The organism is Thermoflexus hugenholtzii, assembly GCF_018771565.1.
Taxonomy (GTDB): Bacteria; Chloroflexota; Anaerolineae; order Thermoflexales; family Thermoflexaceae; genus Thermoflexus; species Thermoflexus hugenholtzii_A.
Genome location: NZ_CP076326.1, coordinates 706,197 through 725,960 on the forward strand (window position 1 = coordinate 706,197; position 19,764 = coordinate 725,960).

Annotated in this window: 23 protein-coding genes and 1 riboswitch; of the genes, 21 read left to right on the plus strand and 2 right to left on the minus strand. The window is 66.5% G+C overall.

Going from position 1 to position 19,764, the window contains the following annotated elements; translation table 11 throughout:
• Nucleotides 1-72 precede the first annotated feature (72 nt).
• Complete coding sequence (locus KNN16_RS03285) at nucleotides 73-1,302, minus strand: PLP-dependent aspartate aminotransferase family protein (RefSeq protein ID WP_299282456.1); 1,230 nt, start codon at nucleotides 1,300-1,302, stop codon at nucleotides 73-75.
• A gap of 140 nt (nucleotides 1,303-1,442) precedes the next feature.
• Nucleotides 1,443-1,587, minus strand: a riboswitch (SAM riboswitch).
• Nucleotides 1,588-1,843: 256 nt separating this feature from the next.
• On the opposite strand from KNN16_RS03285, the gene KNN16_RS03290 reads away from it, so the two are divergent.
• From KNN16_RS03290 to KNN16_RS03310, 5 genes are read left to right on the plus strand one after another with little or no spacing between them, the layout of a single operon-like run.
• Complete coding sequence (locus tag KNN16_RS03290) at nucleotides 1,844-3,418, plus strand: hypothetical protein (protein ID WP_303898769.1); 1,575 nt, start codon at nucleotides 1,844-1,846, stop codon at nucleotides 3,416-3,418.
• A complete protein-coding gene (locus KNN16_RS03295) occupies nucleotides 3,415-3,876 on the plus strand; it encodes a hypothetical protein (RefSeq protein ID WP_303898771.1) in 462 nt (153 codons plus the stop codon). Before KNN16_RS03290 ends, KNN16_RS03295 begins: the two co-directional genes overlap by 4 nt.
• 6 nt (nucleotides 3,877-3,882) lie before the next feature.
• Nucleotides 3,883-4,128: a MoaD/ThiS family protein gene (locus KNN16_RS03300; protein WP_273089607.1), complete on the plus strand. Its 246-nt coding sequence runs from the start codon at nucleotides 3,883-3,885 to the stop codon at nucleotides 4,126-4,128.
• 28 nt (nucleotides 4,129-4,156) lie between these two features.
• Nucleotides 4,157-4,702, plus strand: a complete 546-nt coding sequence (locus tag KNN16_RS03305; RefSeq protein ID WP_303898776.1) for a hypothetical protein — start codon at nucleotides 4,157-4,159, stop codon at nucleotides 4,700-4,702.
• On the plus strand, nucleotides 4,702-5,427 hold the full coding sequence (locus KNN16_RS03310; RefSeq protein WP_303898779.1) for a DUF72 domain-containing protein: 726 nt from the start codon (nucleotides 4,702-4,704) through the stop codon (nucleotides 5,425-5,427). Before KNN16_RS03305 ends, KNN16_RS03310 begins: the two co-directional genes overlap by 1 nt.
• Nucleotides 5,428-5,431: 4 nt before the next feature.
• On the opposite strand, the gene radA is transcribed toward KNN16_RS03310, so the two are convergent.
• Nucleotides 5,432-6,796 carry a DNA repair protein RadA gene (radA, locus tag KNN16_RS03315; RefSeq protein ID WP_303898782.1) on the minus strand — a complete coding sequence of 455 codons (1,365 nt, stop codon included), beginning with the start codon at nucleotides 6,794-6,796 and terminating at the stop codon, nucleotides 5,432-5,434.
• A gap of 218 nt (nucleotides 6,797-7,014) precedes the next feature.
• Here radA and KNN16_RS03320 point away from each other — a divergent pair, with 218 nt between their 5' ends.
• The 16 genes from KNN16_RS03320 (at nucleotide 7,015) to KNN16_RS03395 (ending at nucleotide 19,749) form a co-directional block, all read left to right on the plus strand.
• Entirely contained in the window at nucleotides 7,015-8,130 is a 1,116-nt protein-coding gene (locus tag KNN16_RS03320) for a hypothetical protein (protein ID WP_303898784.1), read from the plus strand.
• The gene (locus KNN16_RS03325) at nucleotides 8,127-9,419 is read left to right on the plus strand and encodes a thiamine pyrophosphate-dependent enzyme (protein ID WP_303898787.1); all 1,293 of its coding nucleotides are present in this window, start codon (nucleotides 8,127-8,129) and stop codon (nucleotides 9,417-9,419) included. Before KNN16_RS03320 ends, KNN16_RS03325 begins: the two co-directional genes overlap by 4 nt.
• A 77-nt stretch (nucleotides 9,420-9,496) precedes the next feature.
• Complete coding sequence (locus tag KNN16_RS03330; RefSeq protein ID WP_299286469.1) at nucleotides 9,497-9,796, plus strand: hypothetical protein; 300 nt, start codon at nucleotides 9,497-9,499, stop codon at nucleotides 9,794-9,796.
• A complete protein-coding gene (gene dnaK / locus KNN16_RS03335) occupies nucleotides 9,765-11,654 on the plus strand; it encodes a molecular chaperone DnaK (RefSeq protein ID WP_303898792.1) in 1,890 nt (629 codons plus the stop codon). Before KNN16_RS03330 ends, dnaK begins: the two co-directional genes overlap by 32 nt.
• A 121-nt stretch (nucleotides 11,655-11,775) precedes the next feature.
• On the plus strand, nucleotides 11,776-12,231 hold the full coding sequence (locus tag KNN16_RS03340) for a BON domain-containing protein (protein ID WP_088571184.1): 456 nt from the start codon (nucleotides 11,776-11,778) through the stop codon (nucleotides 12,229-12,231).
• Nucleotides 12,232-12,337: 106 nt separating this feature from the next.
• Entirely contained in the window at nucleotides 12,338-12,781 is a 444-nt protein-coding gene (locus tag KNN16_RS03345) for an Hsp20/alpha crystallin family protein (RefSeq protein WP_088571185.1), read from the plus strand.
• A gap of 51 nt (nucleotides 12,782-12,832) precedes the next feature.
• Nucleotides 12,833-13,135: a co-chaperone GroES gene (gene groES / locus KNN16_RS03350; protein WP_088571186.1), complete on the plus strand. Its 303-nt coding sequence runs from the start codon at nucleotides 12,833-12,835 to the stop codon at nucleotides 13,133-13,135.
• Nucleotides 13,136-13,190: 55 nt separating this feature from the next.
• On the plus strand, nucleotides 13,191-14,828 hold the full coding sequence (groL, locus tag KNN16_RS03355; RefSeq protein ID WP_299286482.1) for a chaperonin GroEL: 1,638 nt from the start codon (nucleotides 13,191-13,193) through the stop codon (nucleotides 14,826-14,828).
• Nucleotides 14,829-14,929: 101 nt separating this feature from the next.
• Nucleotides 14,930-15,166 (plus strand): FmdB family zinc ribbon protein, encoded by a 237-nt coding sequence (locus KNN16_RS03360; RefSeq protein WP_299286485.1) that lies wholly within the window; start codon nucleotides 14,930-14,932, stop codon nucleotides 15,164-15,166.
• A gap of 167 nt (nucleotides 15,167-15,333) precedes the next feature.
• Nucleotides 15,334-16,476 carry a DUF3048 domain-containing protein gene (locus KNN16_RS03365; protein ID WP_303898799.1) on the plus strand — a complete coding sequence of 381 codons (1,143 nt, stop codon included), beginning with the start codon at nucleotides 15,334-15,336 and terminating at the stop codon, nucleotides 16,474-16,476.
• A 139-nt stretch (nucleotides 16,477-16,615) separates the two neighbouring features.
• Nucleotides 16,616-17,149, plus strand: coding sequence for a hypothetical protein (locus tag KNN16_RS03370; protein WP_299286491.1), 534 nt, complete (start codon nucleotides 16,616-16,618; stop codon nucleotides 17,147-17,149).
• Between the two features lie 20 nt (nucleotides 17,150-17,169).
• Nucleotides 17,170-17,586: a secondary thiamine-phosphate synthase enzyme YjbQ gene (locus tag KNN16_RS03375; protein WP_273088401.1), complete on the plus strand. Its 417-nt coding sequence runs from the start codon at nucleotides 17,170-17,172 to the stop codon at nucleotides 17,584-17,586.
• An 80-nt stretch (nucleotides 17,587-17,666) separates the two neighbouring features.
• Complete coding sequence (locus KNN16_RS03380; protein WP_369685880.1) at nucleotides 17,667-18,479, plus strand: NAD+ synthase; 813 nt, start codon at nucleotides 17,667-17,669, stop codon at nucleotides 18,477-18,479.
• Nucleotides 18,479-19,039 (plus strand): 16S rRNA (guanine(966)-N(2))-methyltransferase RsmD, encoded by a 561-nt coding sequence (gene rsmD / locus KNN16_RS03385; RefSeq protein ID WP_303898807.1) that lies wholly within the window; start codon nucleotides 18,479-18,481, stop codon nucleotides 19,037-19,039. The genes KNN16_RS03380 and rsmD overlap by 1 nt, the downstream gene beginning before the upstream one ends.
• Nucleotides 19,040-19,048: 9 nt before the next feature.
• Nucleotides 19,049-19,414, plus strand: a complete 366-nt coding sequence (locus tag KNN16_RS03390) for a DUF6883 domain-containing protein (protein WP_303898809.1) — start codon at nucleotides 19,049-19,051, stop codon at nucleotides 19,412-19,414.
• Between the two features lie 2 nt (nucleotides 19,415-19,416).
• Complete coding sequence (locus tag KNN16_RS03395; RefSeq protein WP_299287824.1) at nucleotides 19,417-19,749, plus strand: DUF4926 domain-containing protein; 333 nt, start codon at nucleotides 19,417-19,419, stop codon at nucleotides 19,747-19,749.
• Nucleotides 19,750-19,764: the final 15 nt, after the last annotated feature.

Below are 19,764 nucleotides of genomic sequence, written 5' to 3' on the forward strand. Positions count from 1 at the left end.
GCATCCGGCTGCCGCGCGGGACGAGGATCCACGCGGCCTATGCCCTCGCGCGCTTCCCCGGTCGAGGGCCCGCTAAGGAAGGCGGGCCAGGGCCTGTTCCAGGTCGGCCAGCAAATCGTCCGGGTCCTCGATGCCCAGCGAGAGACGGACCAGGTTGTCCGTGATGCCGATGGCGGACCGCTCCTCGGGGTCCATCTCATAGTAGGACATCAGGGCGGGCTGTTCGATCAGGCTCTCCACCCCGCCCAGGCTGGGCGCGATATACGGGATGCGCAGGGCGTCGATGAAGCGGGAGGTGCCCTCGCGATCCGCAGCGACTTCGAAGGTGACCACCCCCCCGAACCCACGCATCAGGCGGCGGGCGACGGCGTGATCCGGATGGGAGGGCAGCCCCGGATACCAGACCCGGCGGATGCGGGGATGGGCGCTGAGGAACTCGGCCACCCGCATGCCGTTCTCGTTCTGCCGGTGCACCCGCAGGGCCAGGGTCTTTAGGCCCCGCAGGACCAGATAAGCCGCGTGGGGATCCAGGATGCCCCCGATCATCGCCTGCATCTCCCGCAGCCCGGCGATCAGGTCGGCGGATCCTGCCACCACCCCGGCCATCACATCGTTGTGGCCGGAGAGATACTTGGTGGCGCTGTGGATCACGAGGTCGATCCCGTAATCCAGAGGGCGCAGGTTGATGGGGGTGGCGAAGGTGGCGTCCACCACCGTGCGGATGCGGCGCCGACGGGCGATCTCCGCCAGCCGCTCCAGGTCCATCACCCGCAGATACGGGTTGGTCGGGGTCTCCGTGAAGATGAGCCGGGTGTTGGGCCGGATCGCGGCCTCGAGGGCTTCGAAATCCCCGATGGGCACCACCGTGGCCTCCACGCCGAAGCGGCGCAAGAACTGGAGCACGAACTGGCGGGTGCGCCGGTAGGCGTCTTCCGTGACGATCAGGTGGGCTCCGCTGCGCAGGGAGGCGAAGAGGATGGCGGTGACCGCGGCCATGCCGGAGGAGAAGGCTGCCGCGGCCTCCGCCCCTTCCAGGGCAGCCACCCGGGCCTCCAGGGCGGCGACGGTGGGGTTCCCGTAGCGCCCGTAATCCACGCGGCCGCCGGCCGCGCCCCACTGCCGGGCCTCCTGGAAGGCGATCAGGTCCGCCGTGTCCCGGAACGCGTAGGTGGCGGTCTGGACGATGGGCGGGACCACCGCGTGGTAGGGGTTATGGCGCTCCGCGCCGCCATGCACCGCCCGCGTGGATGGGCCGCGGATCTCCAGCGAGGTGGCGCATCCGGTTTCCGTCTGCAGTTCCATCGCCGGCACCTCCTTTATCCGTTGCGGAAGAAGATGATGCGATCCTTCGACCACCTCTGAGACGGATGGGAGGAGCAAGGCGAGGCCTGTAGGGATAACAAAAAGGCCCCTTCTGGGAAAAGGGGCCTCGCGTCAGGCCACCCTTATCTCCCAGAAGCGCGGCGAACGCTTCTGCCGGACTTGGCACCTTACCCGCGCGGCCGTTCGCCGGTCGGCCGCCCGCTACGGCGGGCAGGTTGCCGGGGCTTCATCGGGCCGGGTCCCTCCACCCACTCTGGATAAGAGCGGCACCTATATTCGGTTGTTTGGAATGATTATAGCGAGGACCCTTCGCGGATGCAAATCTCGTCCCTCTGGCCTCATCGCCCTCCGGGCTCCGGAGAGGAAGCCGCGGCGCATAGAAGCCCATGTGGTTGCTGCTCCCGTTCGGCCTCGCTATAATCTTGTAGGATCTCGGCGCTTCGACTTGAAGATCACGGGTCCTCGTCCCTGGAGGAGCGCCGCATCGCAGGCTTCAAGGCGGATCTGTGAGGAGCAAGCGGTGGCGATGGCATGGCCCGGCCCGATGGATTGGGAGCACATGGAGATCACGGAAGCGGATCTGGAGGCGTTGCTGAACCGCTTCCTGGAGGATCCGCTTCCCCGCACCGATGAGGAGCTGGCTCGCATCCTGATCCGGCAGCGCCTGCAGGAGATTGAGGAGCGCCGGCGTGCCGCCCTCGCCGGCACCCGTCCCTTCCGCCCCCGGGATCGCTATGAGGTGGGGGAACGCCTCTTCTTCCCACACATGGGTTTCGCAGTGGGAACGGTAGTGGGGATCCGCGAGGGCCATAACCCCGAGATCGGCCCCTTCAAGGTGATCCAGGTGCGCTTTGAAGAGGACGGGACCGTTCGGGAGTTCGCGGCGGAGTATCCGCTTCCACATCGCCTCAACGATCTGGACGGGTGGCGGGGACCTGATGAGAAGGAGCTGCGCCCGGAGGAGATCTGGGACCGGTGGGGGCAGCGCATCCGGGAGCAGCTGCGGGCGCGGCTGGAGGCCAGCCCGGATTTCGTCCGGGTAGGGGATCACTGGTTCCCTCGGGCCTTGCTGGTGGAGCTCCATGAGGGCCACCTGAATCTGGTGGAGGCGGTCCTCGATGTCCACAACGGAGGGCCTCTCTCGCCGGAGGAGCTCCTGCCGCATCTGGAGCTCCCGGCGGATGTTCCCCTGCCCCTGCGGGTCTTCTCCCTGAACGCGGCCCTCTACCGGGATCCTCGCTTCGATGAGGTGGGCCCAGCAGGTCAGTTCCTGTGGTTCCTGCGGCGGATGGAACCCCCGGAGGTGCAGGAGACGCCGCCCCGCCTGCAGGGTCGACCCTATGGGGGGGACCGCGCGCGCCTCGATGAGGCCCTGCGCCGCATCGCGGCGGAGATCGATGACGAGCTCAGCGATCCGGAAGAGATCCGGCCGGGCCTGGGGGAGGCCGATGAGGTGATCTGGGTCGCTTCGTATCCCCATCTGCGGAGTGGAACGGCCCCTCTCACCCGGCGCACCGGCCAGGTCTTCCCCCTGGGCCGAACCCATCGCATCCGTTTTGAGTTTGAGGATCCGGTCAGCGGCCGACGCTGGCCCGGATGGGTGGTTCGGGAGCGGAAATACGTTTTCGGCCTCAAGGAATGGTATGAGGCCTATCAGGTCCAGCCGGGTTGCCTGGTGGCCTTCCGACGCTCCCCAGAGCCCGGTGTGATCCGGGTGGCATTGCGAGGCCGCAGCCGGCGCGACTGGGTGCGGGTGGTTCGGGCGGAGGAGGGCCAGCTGGTCTTTGAGATGCTCCGCCGGCAGATCCCGGGCGAGTTCGACGACCAAAGCCTGATCGTTGTGGATGATCCGGCGGCCCTGGAGGAGCTGTGGACCCGCTGGCGGAACCGTCCGGTCCGGGCTCTGGCCCAGCAGTTGCTTCCATCGCTGGCCCAGCTCACCCCTCAGGGCACCGTCCACGCCCGCACGCTTTACCAGGCTGTGAACCTGCTGATCCGGACGCCGCCGGAGCCGCTCTTCGAGGAGATGATGAGCCTGCCCGGGTGCCTCTACCTGGGCGATGGATACTGGCGGTGGCGGGAGGAAGAGGCATGAGCAGCCGTCCGGGTCCATCGCTGCAGCGCCTGATCAAACCTACCCTCGATACCCCTTTCCACATCGACCTGGACTGGTGGAAGCGCAAGGGCCAGGATCTGCGGGCGTATTTGATGAGCCATCTCTGCCTGGAGCATCGGGAGCGCTTCCTCGCTCACCCGGAGGAGACGGAGATCGACTGGGTGGATCCGGAGACCGCCGAGGTGCGGCGGGTGGACGGGCTGTGGCATATCCTTCTGCAGCATTGCAGCCGCCAGCCGGATTTCATCACGCCCCAAACCCCGCTCACCGATGCGGTGTTCCGGCTGTTATTGGTGAACGGCAACCAGCCCATGACCCCGCGACAGATCGCCCAGGCCCTCCAGAAGCGCACCGGCCGGTGGGAGGACCCTCAGAAGATCCTCCAGACCATCGGCGGGCGCGTGGTGCATCAGGGGATCCGACCGGTCCTGGAGTGAGCCCCGATGCAGGTGACGGCGAAGCTGCATGCGATCCTGCGCCGCTACCGCCCCGCCGGGATCCGGGATGAAGGGATCCCGGTGGAGATCCCGGAGGGAGGCACCCCTCGCGATATCGCGGCGGCGCTGGGGATCCCTCTGGAGTTGATCCACGCGGTCTTCGTCAACGAAGTCCAGGCCACGCTGGATACGCCTCTTCAGCCCGGGGATGTGGTTCGTCTCTTCCCACCGGTGGTGGGGGGCGCCGAATGAATCCCTGGCGACACCCTGAAACAAGGCCATGGCCGAGCCCATCCGGCTCTTTGTGAGCAGCAGTCCGGAGCTGGAAGCGGAGCGGGAAGTGGTCGGGCAGGTGGTGGCCGGCCTCCCGGTCCGGCTGGGATGGGAGATCCGGCACACCCCGAAACCGGGGGAGGCCCTCGCCCCCGCGCTGGAGGCCGTGGAGGCCGCGCATCTGTATGTCTTCATCCTGGGCATGGATTACGCCTCCCCCATGGGGCTGGAGTGGGGGCGGGCGGTCCGGGCACGGAAGCGAACCCTGGTCTTCGTGAAAGAGGTCCCGCACAGCCCGGCGGCGGCCCTGTGGTTGAGCGAGCACGGGGCGAAGGTCGAGCGCATCGTTTTCGATTCGCTGGCTGCCTTCCGCCATGCCTTTGAACGTCACCTGATCCAGGCCTTGCTGGATCTGGCGGAGACGTTGCGGCTCCATCTCGATGAGATCGAAGGGCTGGCCGCACGGATGAAGGCGCTGGAGGAGGCGGCCCTTCAAGCCCCTGCCGTGGCCCGGGGCGCGGACCGCAGCGCCATCATCCTGGGGGAGCGCTGATGGGCCCCCGTTGCTGGATCGGGACGTCCGGGTGGGTTTACCCCCACTGGCGCGGCGTGTTCTACCCCGAAGATCTCCCGCAGCGCCGCTGGTTCTCCTATTACGCGGCTCATTTCGACACGGTGGAGATCAACAACACCTTCTATCGTCTGCCCTCCGAGGCGACCTTCGATCGCTGGCGCGACCAAGCCCCGGAAGGCTTCCGCTACGCCGTGAAGGCCAACCGGTATCTCACCCATGTCCGCCGGCTGAAAGATTGCGCGGATCCCCTCGCGCGCTTTCTGGAGCGCGCTCGGCGCTTGGGCGATCGCCTGGGGCCGATCCTCTATCAGCTTCCTCCCGGGTGGCCACCGGATCCCGGCCGTCTGGCGGAGTTCGCGGCCCTCCTCCCCTCGGATATGCTTCACGTGTTCGAGCTTCGGGATCCCCGCTGGTGGATTGAGCCGGTGCGGGAGGTGCTGGCCCGAGGCGCGCTCTCCTTCTGTCTGTTCGATATGCCGGAGCTCTCCCCTCCGCTCTGGGTGACCGGGCCGGTGGTGTATATCCGGTTTCACGGATCGACGGCCCTCTATGCGGGGCGTTACGCTCGCGAAGCGCTGGCGGCCTGGGCGGAGCGCATCCGGGGGTTCCTGCGCGCCGGCCATGAGGTCTACGCGTATTTCAACAACGACGCCTTCGGACACGCCGTGATCAACGCCGTGGAGCTGCGGGAGATGCTGGGATGAGCGGTCATCCGGGGAACGCCACAGCGATCGCCTCGGCGAGGGTGCGTGCGGGTAACAGGGTGAGCTCCGGGGGGACCTCCCGCAGGCGTCGGGCGGTTCGGGGGAGGAGACAGCGCCGGAAGCCCAGCTGGGCCGCCTCCGCCAGGCGCAGCTCCATATGTCCCACGGCCCGCAGCTCCCCGGATAGCCCGACTTCCCCGATGAACACCATGTCCGGCGGGAGGGGGCGGTCCCGGGCGGAGGAGACGATGGCCATGGCGATGGCCAGGTCGGCGGCCGGCTCGTCCACCCGCAGCCCCCCCACCACGTTCACGAAGAGGTCGTGATCGTGCAGGCGCAGGCCCACCCGTTTGGTGAGCACGGCGACCAGGAGCAGGAGGCGGTAAGGATCCACCCCGTTGGCGGTGCGTCGGGCGGCCCCGGGAGGGGCTGGGCTCACCAGGGCCTGGATCTCCACCAGCAGCGGGCGGGTGCCCTCCATGGTCACGGCCACGGCGGAGCCGGAGGCCTGGATGAGGCGTTCGGCCAGGAAGAGCTCCGAGGGGTTGGGCACCTCGGCCATCCCATCCCCGCGCATCTCGAAGACTCCCACCTCCGAGGTGGCACCGAACCGGTTCTTCACGCTGCGCAGCAGGCGGAAGGCGTGATACCGATCCCCCTCCAGGTAAAGGACGGTGTCCACGATGTGCTCCAGCAGCTTGGGCCCGGCGATCAGCCCTGCTTTGGTGACGTGGCCGATCAGGAAGATGGTGATCCCCAGGTTCTTGGCCATAGCCTGAAACCGGACGGCGCACTCGCGCACCTGGCTGACGCTCCCCGGAGGGGAAGGGATCTCCTCCACGTAGACGGTCTGGATGGAGTCCACGATCACCAGGCGGGGGCGCATCCCCTGGATGTGATCCGCCAGGGCGTCCATCCGGGTTTCGTTTAAGAGATACAGATGGGGGTTGTGCAGGCCCAGGCGGTCGGCGCGCATCTTCAGCTGGCCGAGGGATTCCTCCCCGGAGATATAGAGGACGGGGAAATCGGGGCCGGCCATGCGATCGGCCAGCTGCATCAGGAGGGTGGATTTCCCGATCCCCGGATCGCCGGCCACCAGGACCAGGGAGCCGGGCACCACGCCGCCGCCCAGCACCCGGGCGAACTCCCCGATGGGCAGCGGCCAGCGCGTTACCTCAGCGGCCGCCACCGCCGGAAGCGGCACCGGCTGGGCCCCCGGTTTCCCGGCGAGGCCCACCGCCCGCACGGTGGGAGCGGGGGACATCTCCACCAGGGTGTTCCACTCCCCGCAGTCCGGGCAGCGCCCCATCCACTTCGGGTGCACCGCCCCGCACTTCTGACACACATATTGCGTTCGCGGTCGCGCCACGACAGATCTCCGGATCAATGGAAGGCCAGGCCGGCCTGGCGTATCCTCCCGCGATGAGGCCGCGGGTGAAGCAGGCCTGTTTCGTCAATCATTTTAACATAGCAAGAGGGGAGTCCTTCCCCATGGAGCTTGCTGCTTCCGGCCGTCTGTGAGAAGATCCTTTCAGGGGATCGGGCGCGCTGGGGGAGTGGGGATCTTCCACAAAGGAGATGGCTTCCATGGAGGCCGATCGCGCGCACCGGGTTCTCCTGGACGGATCCCGTTTGATCGTTGAGGCCTGCGTGCAGGCCGGAGCGGACGTCTATGTGGGTTATCCCATCACTCCTGCCAACCTCATCTTCTCGTACGCCAGCCAGCGTTTTCCCGTCGCCCTGCCGGCTCCGGATGAGATCACCGCGCTTCAATGGATGGCAGGCCTCTCCGCCGCCGGCTTTTTACCGGTGACCGCCACTTCCTTCCCGGGCTTCGCGTTGATGATGGAGTCCATCAACATGGCCTATATGATGGAGCTCCCCATGCTGATCATACTGGTCCAGCGGCTGGGGCCCTCCACAGGGACGGCTACGGTCGGCGCGCAGGGAGACGTGCTGCTTCTGGACGGCCTGATCTCCGGGGGTTATCCGCTCCCCGTTTTCTGCCCCGCGGATCTTGAGGATTGCTGGCGACTGCCGCCGATCGCTTTGCGAACCGCCGTGGACCTGCGCACTCCCGTGGTTCTTCTTAGCTCGAAAGAGATGGTGATGACGCAACACAGCTTCGACCTGCGCCGTCTCTCGCCCATCGAGCCCATCCGCCGCTCTTTCTATCGGGGATCCGCCCCATATCGAGCGTATGATCCTGGGGATGGCCTGGTCCCTCCCTTCCTCCCGGTGGGCAACGAGCGCCATCCGGTGCGGTTGAACGCTTCCACGCACGATCGCTCGGGGATCCTGCGATCGGCTGGCGAGGAGGCGATCGCCAACACACGCCGTTTGGGGGAGAAGATCGAGGCGCTCACGCCGGCTCTCTATGAACTGGATGAGCAGGAGGGGGCTCGGGCGCTGATCGTCAGCTATGACATCACCAGCGGAGCAGCCCGGGAGGCCGCGGCGATCCTGCGGGCCCAGGGCGTGCCGGCTTCCCTGCTTCTCATCCGCACGTTGCTGCCGATCCCCGCGATCTACTATGAAGTGCTGGCCCGATATCCCCGGGTGGTGATTGCAGAGGAAAACGCCCAGGGCCAGCTGGCCCGTCTGCTCTTCGGGTGGCGGACCCCTGACCATGTCCGCCGGGTGGGCGCGGTCGGGCGCATGGTGCGTCCGGAGGAGATCGTTCGGGAGGTCCTGGCCCCATGAGCGCCTTCCTGACCCGTCCGGATCTGCCTTTCTGTAAGGGTTGCGGGCACCACTTTGTGGTGCGCAGCACGGTGAAAGCGCTGGAGATCCTGGGGGTGGATCCCCTGGATGTGATCCTGGTCACGGACATCGGCTGTCACGGCATCGTGGATGGCCACTTCGCCACCCACACCGTCCATGGCCTTCATGGGCGGGCGGTAGCCCTGGCGGCGGGGATTGCCATGGGGCTTCCGCCCGGCAAGAAGGTCATTGTTTACGTCGGAGATGGAGGGGCCACCATCGGCTTGCAACACATCCTGGAAGCGGCGCGGATGAATGTGGATCTCACCGTGGTGGTGCACAACAACATGCTTTACGGGATGACCGGTGGCCAGCCCAGCGGGTTGACCCCCCGGGGCTTCCGCACGGCGATCACTCCGCAAGGCGTGCGGCTGCCTCCCCATGATCTCTGCCAGCTGGCGTTCGACGCCGGGGCCTCCTTCGTGGCCCGCGTCCTCGGGCAAGGGGATTTCTCCGAAGTCCTCCACCGGGCGATGAGGACGGAGGGGTTCGCGCTGGTGGAGGTCCTGGAGCTCTGTGTGGAATATGGGGTGAAGTGGAATCCGGGCCTGCGGCTGAAGGCCCTGGTCGAAGAGGCCGGCCTGGCCCTCGGGACCTGGGAGCGTCCCCCCCGGCCTGTGTTCCGCCTGCCTGAGGCGGCAGACGGATCTCCGGGTCCCCGCGGTCCGGGGTTGCTGGATCTCCCTCCGGTGGAGACGAAGTTCCACTCTACCCTGAGGGGACGCTGGGCCCTGGTCCTGAGCGGCTCCGCCGGGGAGGGGGTACAGCAGGCGGCGATGATCCTGGCCCGCGCGGCGATGGCAGCCGGGCTCCATGTGGCCCGCCGGGGCAGCTATCCGGTGACTGTGGGGGTAGGCTTCTCCACAGCGGAGCTCATCCTCTCCGCGGATCCCATCCTGTATCCGGGGGTCCAGGAGCCGGATGCGGTGGTGATCACCTCCGAGGATGGCCTCTCCCATCAGCAGGATCGGATCCGAGGGATGCGTCGGGGGATCCTCTGGCTGGAGGCCTCTCTGCCGGTCCCGGAGACCGGAGCGGAGGTGCGGCTCCGGCGTTTCCGGGAACCGGCAGGAGCTCGCTACGCCGCCCTGTATGCGCTGGGGGTGGTCCTTCAGGAAACCGGGATCCTCCCCCTGGAGGCCCTTCAGGAGGCCATCCGGGAGAGCCCCCTGGGTTCGCAATTCCCCCTCCACCTGCTCCCGCGTGAGAACGGCGGGAGCGGTGGCTGATGGAACGCCTTTGTTCCTCTAATGATCTTCTAATAGAAGCGGCCTAAAATGAGGGCCGTGGAGAACAGGGGGGATCCGTGGCGTGGGTCTGCCGGAACTGCGGGATTGAGTTCGACTGGCAGCCGGTCCGGGTGGGCCGGCACGCTTACTGTTGCCTGGGATGCGCCCAGGGAGGGCCGTGCCAGTGTGATTACGCCCGGTTGCCGTCGCCCACAGCGCCGACGGCGCTGGCTCAGCGTGGGCCCTTCCCGTCGGCGCAGATGCGGATCCGGCGACCTGCCCCCCTGGTGGGCGTTTCCCATTCGGAAGGAGGGGAACCGATGAATCCTGCGGAGGAGGTCTCCGATGGCCAAGAAGGGGCGGATCGTCGGCATTGATCTGGGGACGACCAACTCGGTGATCGCTGTGATGGAGGGCGGGGAGCCCAAGGTGATCCCCATCGCCGAGGGCGGCAACCTCTGCCCTTCGGTGGTCGCCTTCACCAAGACCGGGGAGCGCCTGGTGGGCCTGCCGGCCAAGCGCCAGGCCATCATCAACCCGGAGAACACCGTGTTCTCCATCAAGCGCTTCATGGGCCGGCGCTACCACGAGGTCCTGGAGGAGATCCGGCGGGTTCCCTATAAGGTGGTGGAGGGGCCCAACGGAGACGCCCGGGTGTTCATCCCGGCGGTGAGCAAGGAGTTCACGCCCCAGGAGATCTCGGCGATGATCCTGCGCAAGCTGAAGCAGGACGCCGAGGCTTACCTGGGCGAGCCGGTCACCCAGGCGGTGATCACCGTGCCGGCCTACTTCAACGACAGCCAGCGCCAGGCCACCAAGGACGCGGGGAAGATCGCCGGGCTGGAGGTGCTGCGCATCATCAACGAGCCCACGGCCGCGGCCCTGGCTTACGGCCTGGACAAGAAGAAGAACGAGATCATCCTGGTCTGGGACCTGGGCGGCGGGACCTTCGATGTGTCGATCCTGGAGGTCGGCGACGGCGTGATCGAGGTGAAGGCCACGGCGGGCGATACGCACCTGGGCGGCGATGATTGGGACCAGGTGATCATCGACTATGTGGCCGAGGAGTTCATGAAGGAGCACGGGATCGACCTGCGCAAGGACCGCCAGGCCCTGCAGCGCCTGAAGGAGGCGGCCGAGAAGGCCAAGATCGAGCTCTCCACCCTGATGGAGACGGAGATCAACCTGCCCTTCATCACGGCCACGGCCGATGGGCCCAAGCACCTTCAGATGCGCCTGACCCGGGCCAAGTTCGAGCAGCTCTCCCGCCATCTGGTGGAGCGGCTGAAGGGTCCCTTCGAGCAGGCGTTGCGGGACGCCAAGCTGCGCCCGGAGCAAATCGACGAGGTGATCCTGGTCGGCGGCGCCACCCGCATGCCCATGGTGCAGCAGTTGGTCCGGGAGCTCACCGGCAAGGAGCCGCATAAGGGCGTCAACCCGGACGAGGTGGTGGCCGTCGGCGCGGCGATCCAGGCTGGCGTGCTGGCCGGTGAGGTCCGGGATGTGTTGCTCCTGGACGTGACGCCGCTCTCCCTGGGGGTGGAGACCCTGGGCGGGGTGATGACGGTGATCATCCCGCGCAACACGACCATCCCGGTGCGCAAGACCGAGGTCTTCACCACCGCCGAGGACTTCCAGACGGCGGTGGACATCAAGGTCTACCAGGGCGAGCGGCCGATGGCGGCGGACAACATCCTGCTGGGCCAGTTCCGCCTGGAGGGCATCCCGCCGGCGCCGCGGGGCGTGCCGCAGATCGAGGTGACCTTCGACATCGATGCCAACGGCATCCTGAACGTCTCGGCCCGGGATCGGGCGACCGGCAAGGAGGCCAAGATCACCATCACCGCCTCCACCAACCTGTCCAAGGAGGAGGTGGAGCGGCTGCTCAAGGAGGCCGAGCGCTACGCCGAGGAGGACCGGCGCCGGCGTGAGCTGGCCGAGGCCCGCAACGAGGCGGACAACATGATCTACAGCGTGGAGCGCTCGCTGCGGGAGCTGGGCGATCAGGTGAGCCCGGCGGACCGCGAGCGCCTGGAGGGCCTGATCCGACAGCTGAAGGAGGCGATGGGCACGGACAACACGGCCCGCATCCGGCAGCTCACCCAGGAGCTGCGCCAGGCGGCCCTGGCCATCGGCCAGGCGGTCTATCAGCGGGCTGCGGCGACCGGCGGCTCGGGCCGCTCCCGGCCTTCGGGCGAGGGCGAGGTCGTGGAGGGCGAATACCGCCAGGTCTGAGGCCGATCGAGCTCCTCCCCGGCCTCCGGTCTTCTGAACGGAGGCCGGGGAGGACGAACCGGCGCGCATCCTGCGTTCATCATTCCAGACCTTCTCCTCACTCCCAGCCGGAGCGGAACCCATGGATCTGGACGTGATGGACGACGCGACTCTGCAGGCGAAGGTGGAAGAGCGTCTCTACCGTTATGATCCCCTTCGCGTGAATTTCCATCTGATCCGGATCTGCGCGCGGGACGGACGGGTGATCCTGGAGGGGGTGGTGCCTTCCACTTCCATGAAGCGTATGGCGGAGACCCTCGCCCGGGCGGTGCCGGGAGTGCGGGAAGTGCAGAACGATCTGATCTCGGATCCCGAGATCGAGGCCGAGCTGGGCCTGCGCCTGGCGGCGGATCCGGACCTCAGCCCGCCGCGCGCCCGGGTGCTGGTCACCAGCGTCCAGGGCGATGTCACGCTGGCCGGCTGGGTGCCCGATGAGGCCGCGCGCCAGCGCGCGGAGGAGATCGCCCGCTCCGTCCGCGGCGTTCGTAATGTGGTGAACAACCTGCGCGTGAAGGCGCTGGCCCGGCGGGCAGCCTGAGGCTCTTACGAAACTCTTATGCGGCTCTTGCGCGGCTCTAACACGGCCGAATTACGATAGGGGGACGGAACGCCCCGATCCCAGGAACGGCACGAGGAGGCCTGCGATGGCTGGCGAGATCCGCCGGTGGGATCCCTTCCAGGAGGTCCTCTCCCTTCGGCGGGCCATTGACCGCATCCTGGACGAGGCCTTCGCCCGTCCCTCCCTCTTCTTCGGCTCCGCTGATTGGCCGGCGGTGGATATTTACGAAACCAAGGACGAGGTGGTGGTGAAAGCCGCCGTCCCCGGGGTCCGGCCGGAGGATCTGGAAGTGACGGTGAGCGGGAACACCGTCACCCTCCGTGGGGAGCTCCGGGAGGAGCAGGAGGCCCGGGAGGGATCCTGGGTGCGTCAGGAGCGTCGCTTCGGCGCCTTCACCCGCTCCTTCGTGCTCCCGGTTGAGGTGGTCGCAGACAGGGCCACGGCGGAATACGAGCATGGGGTCCTGACCCTGCGGCTGCCCAAGGCCGAGGCGGTGAAGGCGCGGACGATTAAAGTCAAGGTGAAGTGAGCGGTCTCTCAACCCCCTAATTCTAATCTGAGTTCCCCGAGGAGGGCAGAGATGGCGGAGCTCAAACTTCGACCGCTTGCGGATCGGGTGGTGGTGGAGCCCATCGAGCGGGAGGAGATGACCCCGAGCGGCATCATCCTCCCGGAGACGGCGAAGGAGCGCCCCCAGGAAGGCCGCGTGATCGCCGTGGGCCCGGGGCGCGTGGATGAGAGCGGCAAGCGGGTTCCGATGGAGGTCAAGGTCGGCGATCGCGTCCTCTTCGCCAAATACGCCGGCACCGAGTTCAAAGTGGACACCACCAAGAAGCTCCTCATCCTCAAGGAGAGCGATATCCTGGCGATCATTGAGGAGTAGGGGCGAAAAACCTCTCGCCCTCAACCTTTAATCCCAGAGAAGGAGGTGATCGGAGATGGCGCCCAAGCAGCTGGTTTTCGGTGAGGAGGCTCGCCGCCGCCTGAAGCGCGGCATCGACATCCTGGCCAACGCGGTGGGGACCACGCTGGGGCCCAAAGGCCGCAATGTGGCGCTGGACAAGAAGTGGGGGGCCCCCACGATCACCCACGACGGGGTGACGGTGGCCAAGGAGATCGAGCTGCCCGATCCCTATGAGAACATGGGCGTGCAGCTCCTCAAGGAGGCGGCCACCAAGACCAACGACGTGGCCGGCGATGGGACGACCACGGCGACAGTCCTGGCTCACGTGATGGTCACGGAGGGGATGAAGAACGTGGCCGCGGGGGCCAACCCGATGCTCCTGAAGAAGGGCATCGAGATGGCCGTCAAGGCCGTGGTCGAGGAGATCAAGCGGATGGCCAAGCCGGTCCAGAGCAAGGACGACATCGCCCACGTGGCTGCCATCTCCTCGGCGGACCCGGAGATCGGGAACCTGATCGCCGAGGTGATGGACAAGGTGGGCAAGGACGGCGTGATCACGGTGGAGGAGTCCAAGACCGGCCTGCCCTTTGAGACCGAGTATGTGGAGGGGATGCAGTTCGATCGGGGCTACATCTCGCCTTACTTTGTGACCAACCCCGAGACCATGGAGGCCGTGCTGGAGAACCCCTACATCCTGATCCACGACAAGAAGATCTCCGCCGCGGCCGATATCATCCCGGTCCTGGAGCGCCTTCTCCAGGAGGGCGAGACCCGCTCCTTGCTGGTCATCGCCGAGGATGTGGACGGTGAGGCCCTGGCGACCCTGGTGCTCAACAAGCTGCGGGGCATCATCAACGCCGTGGCGGTGAAGGCCCCCGGCTTCGGCGAGCGCCGCAAGGCCATGCTCCAGGACATCGCCATCCTCACCGGCGGGCAGGTGATCAGCGAGGAGCTGGGCCGCAAGCTGGAGAACGTGCGCATCTCCGACCTCGGCCGGGCCGACAAGGTGGTGGTGACCAAGGATGACACCACCATCATCGGCGGGCGCGGCGATCCGAAGGCCATCAAGGGCCGCATTGAGCAGATCAAGGCGGAGATGGAGAAGACCACCAGCGACTACGACCGTGAGAAGCTCCAGGAGCGGCTGGCCAAGCTGGCCGGCGGGGTGGCCATCATCCGCGTCGGCGCGGCCACCGAGGTCGAGCTCAAGGAGAAGAAGCACCGCGTGGAGGACGCCCTGTCGGCGACCCGCGCCGCGGTGGAGGAGGGCATCGTCCCCGGCGGCGGCGTGGCCCTGCTGAACGCCGCTAAGGCCCTGGATAGCCTGAAGGCCGATGGCGACGTCCAGACGGGCATCAACATCGTGCGCCGCGCCCTGGAGGAGCCGCTCCGCCGCATCGCCGAGAACGCCGGCGAGGACGGCGCGGTGGTGGTGGAGATGGTGCGCCGCCTCCAGAAGGAGAAGAACAACCCGAACATCGGTTACAACGTGCTCACCGGCGAATACGTGGACATGGTGGAGGCGGGCATCATCGACCCGGCCAAGGTGACCCGGACCGCCCTGGAGAACGCCGCCAGCGTCGCGGCCATGATCCTCACCACCGAGGCCCTGGTCACCGAGGTGCCGGAGAAGAAGAAGGAGACCACGCCGACGCCGTCCGAGGAGTTCTGATCCCGGGTCGAAGCCCGAATCCGACAGGGGCGGGTCCTCGGCCCGCCCCTGTCCCTTTCCCGGATCGCCTGACAGCCTGCCGACGCAGGAGGTGATGGCCGATGCCCATCTATGAATACGAGTGCCCGGTCTGCGGCATCCGCTTCGAGCAACAGCAACGCTTCACCGATCCTCCTCTGGAGCGTTGCCCGGAGGGCCACCCGGGCGTGCGTCGGGTGCTCTCCCCTGCCGGGATCATCTTCAAAGGCGATGGCTGGTATATCACCGAGAGCCGCAAGTCCGCGAACAAGGGAAAGGAGAAGTCCGAAAGCGGGTCGTCCTCCTCGTCCTCCGAATGAACGGCCGCCCTCCCCACAGGGGCCTGGGGGCCGGGCTGGCGCGGCGGACGCCGGCCGGGCCCCCAGCGTTTTGTTTGTGGGAAAGATCTCCCACCTCGCGCTGCGACAGGCCGGCCTCGCCCGGTTTATACTTCAAGACATGGGAAGATCCTTCAGGAGGAGGAGATATGGGATTCAGGATGCGGCCGCCTCGATGGCTCATGATCCTCGGGGTGGTAGGGCTCAACGCCTGCGCCTTCCGCACGACGGCGGGGGAGGTCCGGCTTCCGACGCCGACCATGCCACCTCCCCTCATCGTCACGGATTCCCCATCCCGACCCCAACCCACCTCTTCTCCTGCTCCTTCGCCGACCCCCACTCCGTTGGTATGGGCGAACGAGCTCCCGCCCGATGTGAACCCCCTCACCGGCCTGCGCGTGCCGGATCCCGCCGTGCTGAACCGACGGCCCCTGGCCATCAAAATCTCGAACTACCCTCCGGTGGTCCGACCCCAGTCCGGGGTGGATCTGGCCGATTTGGTCTTTGAACACTATGCGGAGGGCGGGGTGACGCGTTTCACCGCCGTTTTCCTGAGCCAGGACGCCGAGCCGGTGGGCTCCGTGCGCAGCGCCCGGCTCATCGATCTGGAAATCCCGGCGATGTTCCAGGCCATCCTCGCCTACTCCGGGGCCAGCGCCGGCGTCAACGCCCGTATCCGGAACTCGGATTTCTTCGAGCGGGCCCTGAGCCCGGATTTTGGGGTCGGAGCCCCGATCTTCTGGCGCATCCCTCGCGAAGGCGTGGCCCTGGAGCATACCCTCTTCACCAGCACCCGGCGGCTTTGGGAGGAAGCCACCCGTCGCGGGATCAACACCCGTCCGAACCTGCGGGGGATGATGTTCTCAGAACAGCCCCCACCCGGCGGCCGGCCGGTCTCCACGCTGATCATCCCCTATCGCGTGGAGCCGGTCACCTGGCGCTACGACTCCGGGTCCGGACGCTGGCTTCGCTGGACGGCTGGCCAGCCCCATATGGATGCCCTCACAGGCCGCCAGCTCTCCGCCGCGAACGTGGTCGTGGTTTACGCCCATCACCAGACTACGGACATCCTGGAGGACCGGTTGGGCAACTACTCCATTGAGATCCAGATCTGGGGAAGCGGGCCGGTCCAGATCTTCCGGGACGGGCGGATGTTCGAAGGGCAGTGGCAACGCTTTCGGCGAGAGGACATGCTCCGCTTCGTGGACGCCCAGGGGCAGCCCATCCCCTTGAAGCCGGGCAACACCTGGTTCCAGATGGTCCCGCTGGATATGCGGATCCAGACGCCCTAACGGAGCGAAGGGAAACCTTGTCCGCGCGGCAAGCATGGATCCTCGAACCCGGATTCGGAAAACCTTAATCCGGATGGCCCTCCGGCGCGCCCGGCCGGGGGCCGGGAGCCGGTGGGAGCTCCTCGCCCGGAGGTCGCCTTTGTCCGGCCTTCCTGACCTGCGCGCGGTTCTCGATCCGATCCCGTGGGCGGTCGTTGGCGCCATGGCGGCCCGCTATTATATGCCGGAGCGGGCAACCCGGGCTCTGGACATTGCCATCCGGGCTGCGGACGGGCCGGAGGCCCGACGGCGGTTGCAGGCGGCCGGCTTCCGGTATGAAGGGGAGCTGGCGATCCCGGGATTCTCCTGGGTTTCCCGGGAAGGATGGCGCCTCGATGTGCTGGAGCTGCACGATCCCTGGGCCGAGGAAGCCCTGGAGGCGGCCCAGGGGAATCGGGACGAGGCCGGGTTTCCGATCATGCCGCTGCCTTACCTGATCCTGATGAAATTCGAGGCGGGCCGGCTGCAGGATCTGGCGGACATCGCTCGCATGCTGGGCCAGGCGACCCCGGAGCAGTTCCGGGATGTCCGGGAGTTGTTCCGCCGGCATCGCCCGGCGGATCTGGAGGATCTGGAGAGCCTGCGGCTCCTGGGACGCATGGAGCGAATGGGCCCGGAGGAGGGCGCCTCCTGACCGAGGGGGAGGTGAGGGAGATGGTGGTCACCGAGCGCCTGACGGTGCGAACGCATGGGAACAACCACATCGTGGATCTGACGGAGCGGGTGGCGGAGGCCGTCGCGCGCTCCGGTCTGGAAGCGGGCATCGTCGCCCTGTTCGTCCCCGGCTCCACAGCCGGGCTGACCACCATGGAGTTCGAACCAGGGGCGGTGGAGGATCTGCAGCGCTGGTTCGAGGAGGCCGTCCCGGCGGACCGGGAATACCGTCACAATCTGCGCTGGGGGGACCGCAACGGACATTCCCATCTGCGGGCCTCCCTGATCGGGCCCTCCCTCACGGTTCCCTTCCGGGAGCGCCGTCTGTTGCTGGGGACCTGGCAGCAGATCGTGCTGATCGATTTCGACGTCCGCCCCCGTCAGCGTGAGATCGTGGTGCAGATCCTGGGGGAGTGAGCGGGATGCGATCCTGGAAGATCATCGAGCGGGATGGGGTGCCGGATCCACAGCGGATCCGGGAGTGGGTGGATGAGCGGATGCGCATCGACCCCGAGCTGGTGCGCGGGGTGCTGGTGCGGTTCATCCGGGATGAGATCGGCAAGTTCGGCATGCGGCGGGCGGTGATCGGCCTTTCGGGAGGGGTCGACTCGTCGCTGACGTGCTTCCTGGCCGCGGAGGCCCTGGGCCCTGAGAACGTGCTGGCGGTGCGCATGCCCTATCGCACCTCCTCGCCGGACAGCCTGCTGCATGCCCATCTGGTCATCGAGCAGCTGGGCGTCCCCTCGGAAACGGTGGAGATCACGCCCATGGTGGAGCCGCTCTTCGAGCGGTTCCCGGACATGGACGCCCGGCGGCGAGGCAACGTCATGGCCCGCATGCGGATGATCATCCTCTACGACCTCTCGGCGGCGTGGGGCGGGATGGTGGTGGGCACCAGCAACAAGACGGAGATCCTGCTGGGCTATTTCACCCTCTACGGCGACGGCGCTTACGCCCTGGCCCCCCTGGGGGATCTTTACAAGAACCAGGTCCGCCAGCTGGCCCGCGCCGTCGGCGTGCCGGAGGAGATCATCCGCAAGCCTCCCACGGCGGATCTCTGGCTGGGCCAGACCGATGAGGGCGAGCTGGGGGTGACCTACGATGAGGCGGACCGCATCCTCTACCTGCTGGTGGAGGAGCGCATGACGCCGGAGCAGGTGATCCGCCTGGGCTTCGATGCGGAGACCGTCCGCCGCCTGTGGCGGATGGTCCGCGACACCCAGTTCAAGCGGCGGACGCCGATCATCGCCAAGCTAACCTCCCGCACGGTGGGCATCGACTTCCGATATCTGCGAGACTGGGGGCACTGATGCGGGTGATCTCGGGCTCGGCCCGGGGCCGCCGGTTGAAGAGCCTGCCGGGCTCCGCCACCCGGCCGATCACCGATCGGGTGAAGACCGCCCTCTTCGACATCCTGGGTCCCCGCATCGTCGGGGCGCGGGTCCTCGATCTCTTCGCGGGCACCGGGAGCGTGGGCATCGAGGCCCTGAGCCGCGGGGCGGCGGAGGCCGTGTTCGTGGAGAAGGATCCTCGGGCGATCCGGGTGCTGCGGGAAAACCTCCGGGAGACCGGCCTGGCGGACCGGGCCCGGGTGGTGCGGGCAGATGTTTTCACATTTCTGCGTTCCGCCCGCGCAGAGGCCTTTGATTTCATCTACGTCGCGCCCCCACAGTATCGGGGCTGGTGGCGCCGCACCCTGGAGCAATTGGACGCCCGGCCGGAGTGGATCGCCCCGGAGGGACGGGTCGTGGTCCAGATCCACCCGCGCGAGTTCGAAACGCTGACCCTCCATCACCTGGATCTGGTCGACCGCCGGGATTACGGGAGCACCCATCTCCTGTTTTACCGGTTGCATTATAATTTGGCTTAGGGGAGCAACATGCGCCTTGCTGACGTGGCTGATTCCATAGTGATTGATCCTCGAAAGCTAACGGAGTATGCCCTGGATCCGGAATCTCCCTGGGGGCGTCACAAGGCCAGAAGATTCAAGGAAAAGCTGGGATTTACTAAGGAAAATTATCAACTTCTGATGGAGCAAATCATGGAAAAAGCTTTGGATGGAGAGGCTTTTCTTCATAGAGAAGACCGATTTGGAAAGCGTTATACGGTTGATCTCCGGATCCGGGGCGTTGAGGGGCAGGAAGCGATTGTGCGAACCGGTTGGCTGATTCCCCATGGGAGTCGAGAGGCAAAGTTATTGACCCTTTATGTGCGAAAAGTTTCACGAATAGAAAGGAGCGAATAATCATGCCAGATCTGTTCGATGTTATTGAGTTAATCGTAGATCTCCCGGAGCATGGGTTACGGGCGGGCATGCAGGGCACAGTTGTGCATTGTCATTCAGAAAGTGTTTGCGAGATAGAGTTTGTTAACGAAGATGGGGAAACGATCGCGCTTCTTCCTTTACATCGGGATCAGTTCATTGTGATCTGGCGTGCCCGAACCCGGGAGTGGGTTCCCCTTTCCGAACGGATGGCCGAGCTCATTGCCCGGCTCCCGGAGGATATGGCGCTGGAGGTTTTAGACTTCGCGCGCTTCCTGCATGCAAAAAGGCTTCAGAGGACCCCTTCTCCCTCTTGAATCTTTGCCGAAAGG

Excerpts from the sequence above, each read along its gene's own strand:
- KNN16_RS03285 (WP_299282456.1), bottom strand. The coding sequence starts at position 1,302 with ATGGAACTGCAGACGGAAACCGGATGCGCCACCTCGCTGGAGATCCGC.
- KNN16_RS03295 (WP_303898771.1), top strand. The coding sequence starts at position 3,415 with ATGAGCAGCCGTCCGGGTCCATCGCTGCAGCGCCTGATCAAACCTACC.
- KNN16_RS03300 (WP_273089607.1), top strand. The coding sequence starts at position 3,883 with ATGCAGGTGACGGCGAAGCTGCATGCGATCCTGCGCCGCTACCGCCCC.
- KNN16_RS03305 (WP_303898776.1), top strand. The coding sequence starts at position 4,157 with ATGGCCGAGCCCATCCGGCTCTTTGTGAGCAGCAGTCCGGAGCTGGAA.
- KNN16_RS03310 (WP_303898779.1), top strand. The coding sequence starts at position 4,702 with ATGGGCCCCCGTTGCTGGATCGGGACGTCCGGGTGGGTTTACCCCCAC.
- KNN16_RS03320 (WP_303898784.1), top strand. The coding sequence starts at position 7,015 with ATGGAGGCCGATCGCGCGCACCGGGTTCTCCTGGACGGATCCCGTTTG.
- KNN16_RS03325 (WP_303898787.1), top strand. The coding sequence starts at position 8,127 with ATGAGCGCCTTCCTGACCCGTCCGGATCTGCCTTTCTGTAAGGGTTGC.
- dnaK (WP_303898792.1), top strand. The coding sequence starts at position 9,765 with ATGGCCAAGAAGGGGCGGATCGTCGGCATTGATCTGGGGACGACCAAC.
- KNN16_RS03340 (WP_088571184.1), top strand. The coding sequence starts at position 11,776 with ATGGATCTGGACGTGATGGACGACGCGACTCTGCAGGCGAAGGTGGAA.
- KNN16_RS03345 (WP_088571185.1), top strand. The coding sequence starts at position 12,338 with ATGGCTGGCGAGATCCGCCGGTGGGATCCCTTCCAGGAGGTCCTCTCC.
- groES (WP_088571186.1), top strand. The coding sequence starts at position 12,833 with ATGGCGGAGCTCAAACTTCGACCGCTTGCGGATCGGGTGGTGGTGGAG.
- groL (WP_299286482.1), top strand. The coding sequence starts at position 13,191 with ATGGCGCCCAAGCAGCTGGTTTTCGGTGAGGAGGCTCGCCGCCGCCTG.
- KNN16_RS03360 (WP_299286485.1), top strand. The coding sequence starts at position 14,930 with ATGCCCATCTATGAATACGAGTGCCCGGTCTGCGGCATCCGCTTCGAG.
- KNN16_RS03365 (WP_303898799.1), top strand. The coding sequence starts at position 15,334 with ATGGGATTCAGGATGCGGCCGCCTCGATGGCTCATGATCCTCGGGGTG.
- KNN16_RS03375 (WP_273088401.1), top strand. The coding sequence starts at position 17,170 with ATGGTGGTCACCGAGCGCCTGACGGTGCGAACGCATGGGAACAACCAC.
- KNN16_RS03380 (WP_369685880.1), top strand. The coding sequence starts at position 17,667 with ATGCGCATCGACCCCGAGCTGGTGCGCGGGGTGCTGGTGCGGTTCATC.
- rsmD (WP_303898807.1), top strand. The coding sequence starts at position 18,479 with ATGCGGGTGATCTCGGGCTCGGCCCGGGGCCGCCGGTTGAAGAGCCTG.
- KNN16_RS03390 (WP_303898809.1), top strand. The coding sequence starts at position 19,049 with ATGCGCCTTGCTGACGTGGCTGATTCCATAGTGATTGATCCTCGAAAG.
- KNN16_RS03395 (WP_299287824.1), top strand. The coding sequence starts at position 19,417 with ATGCCAGATCTGTTCGATGTTATTGAGTTAATCGTAGATCTCCCGGAG.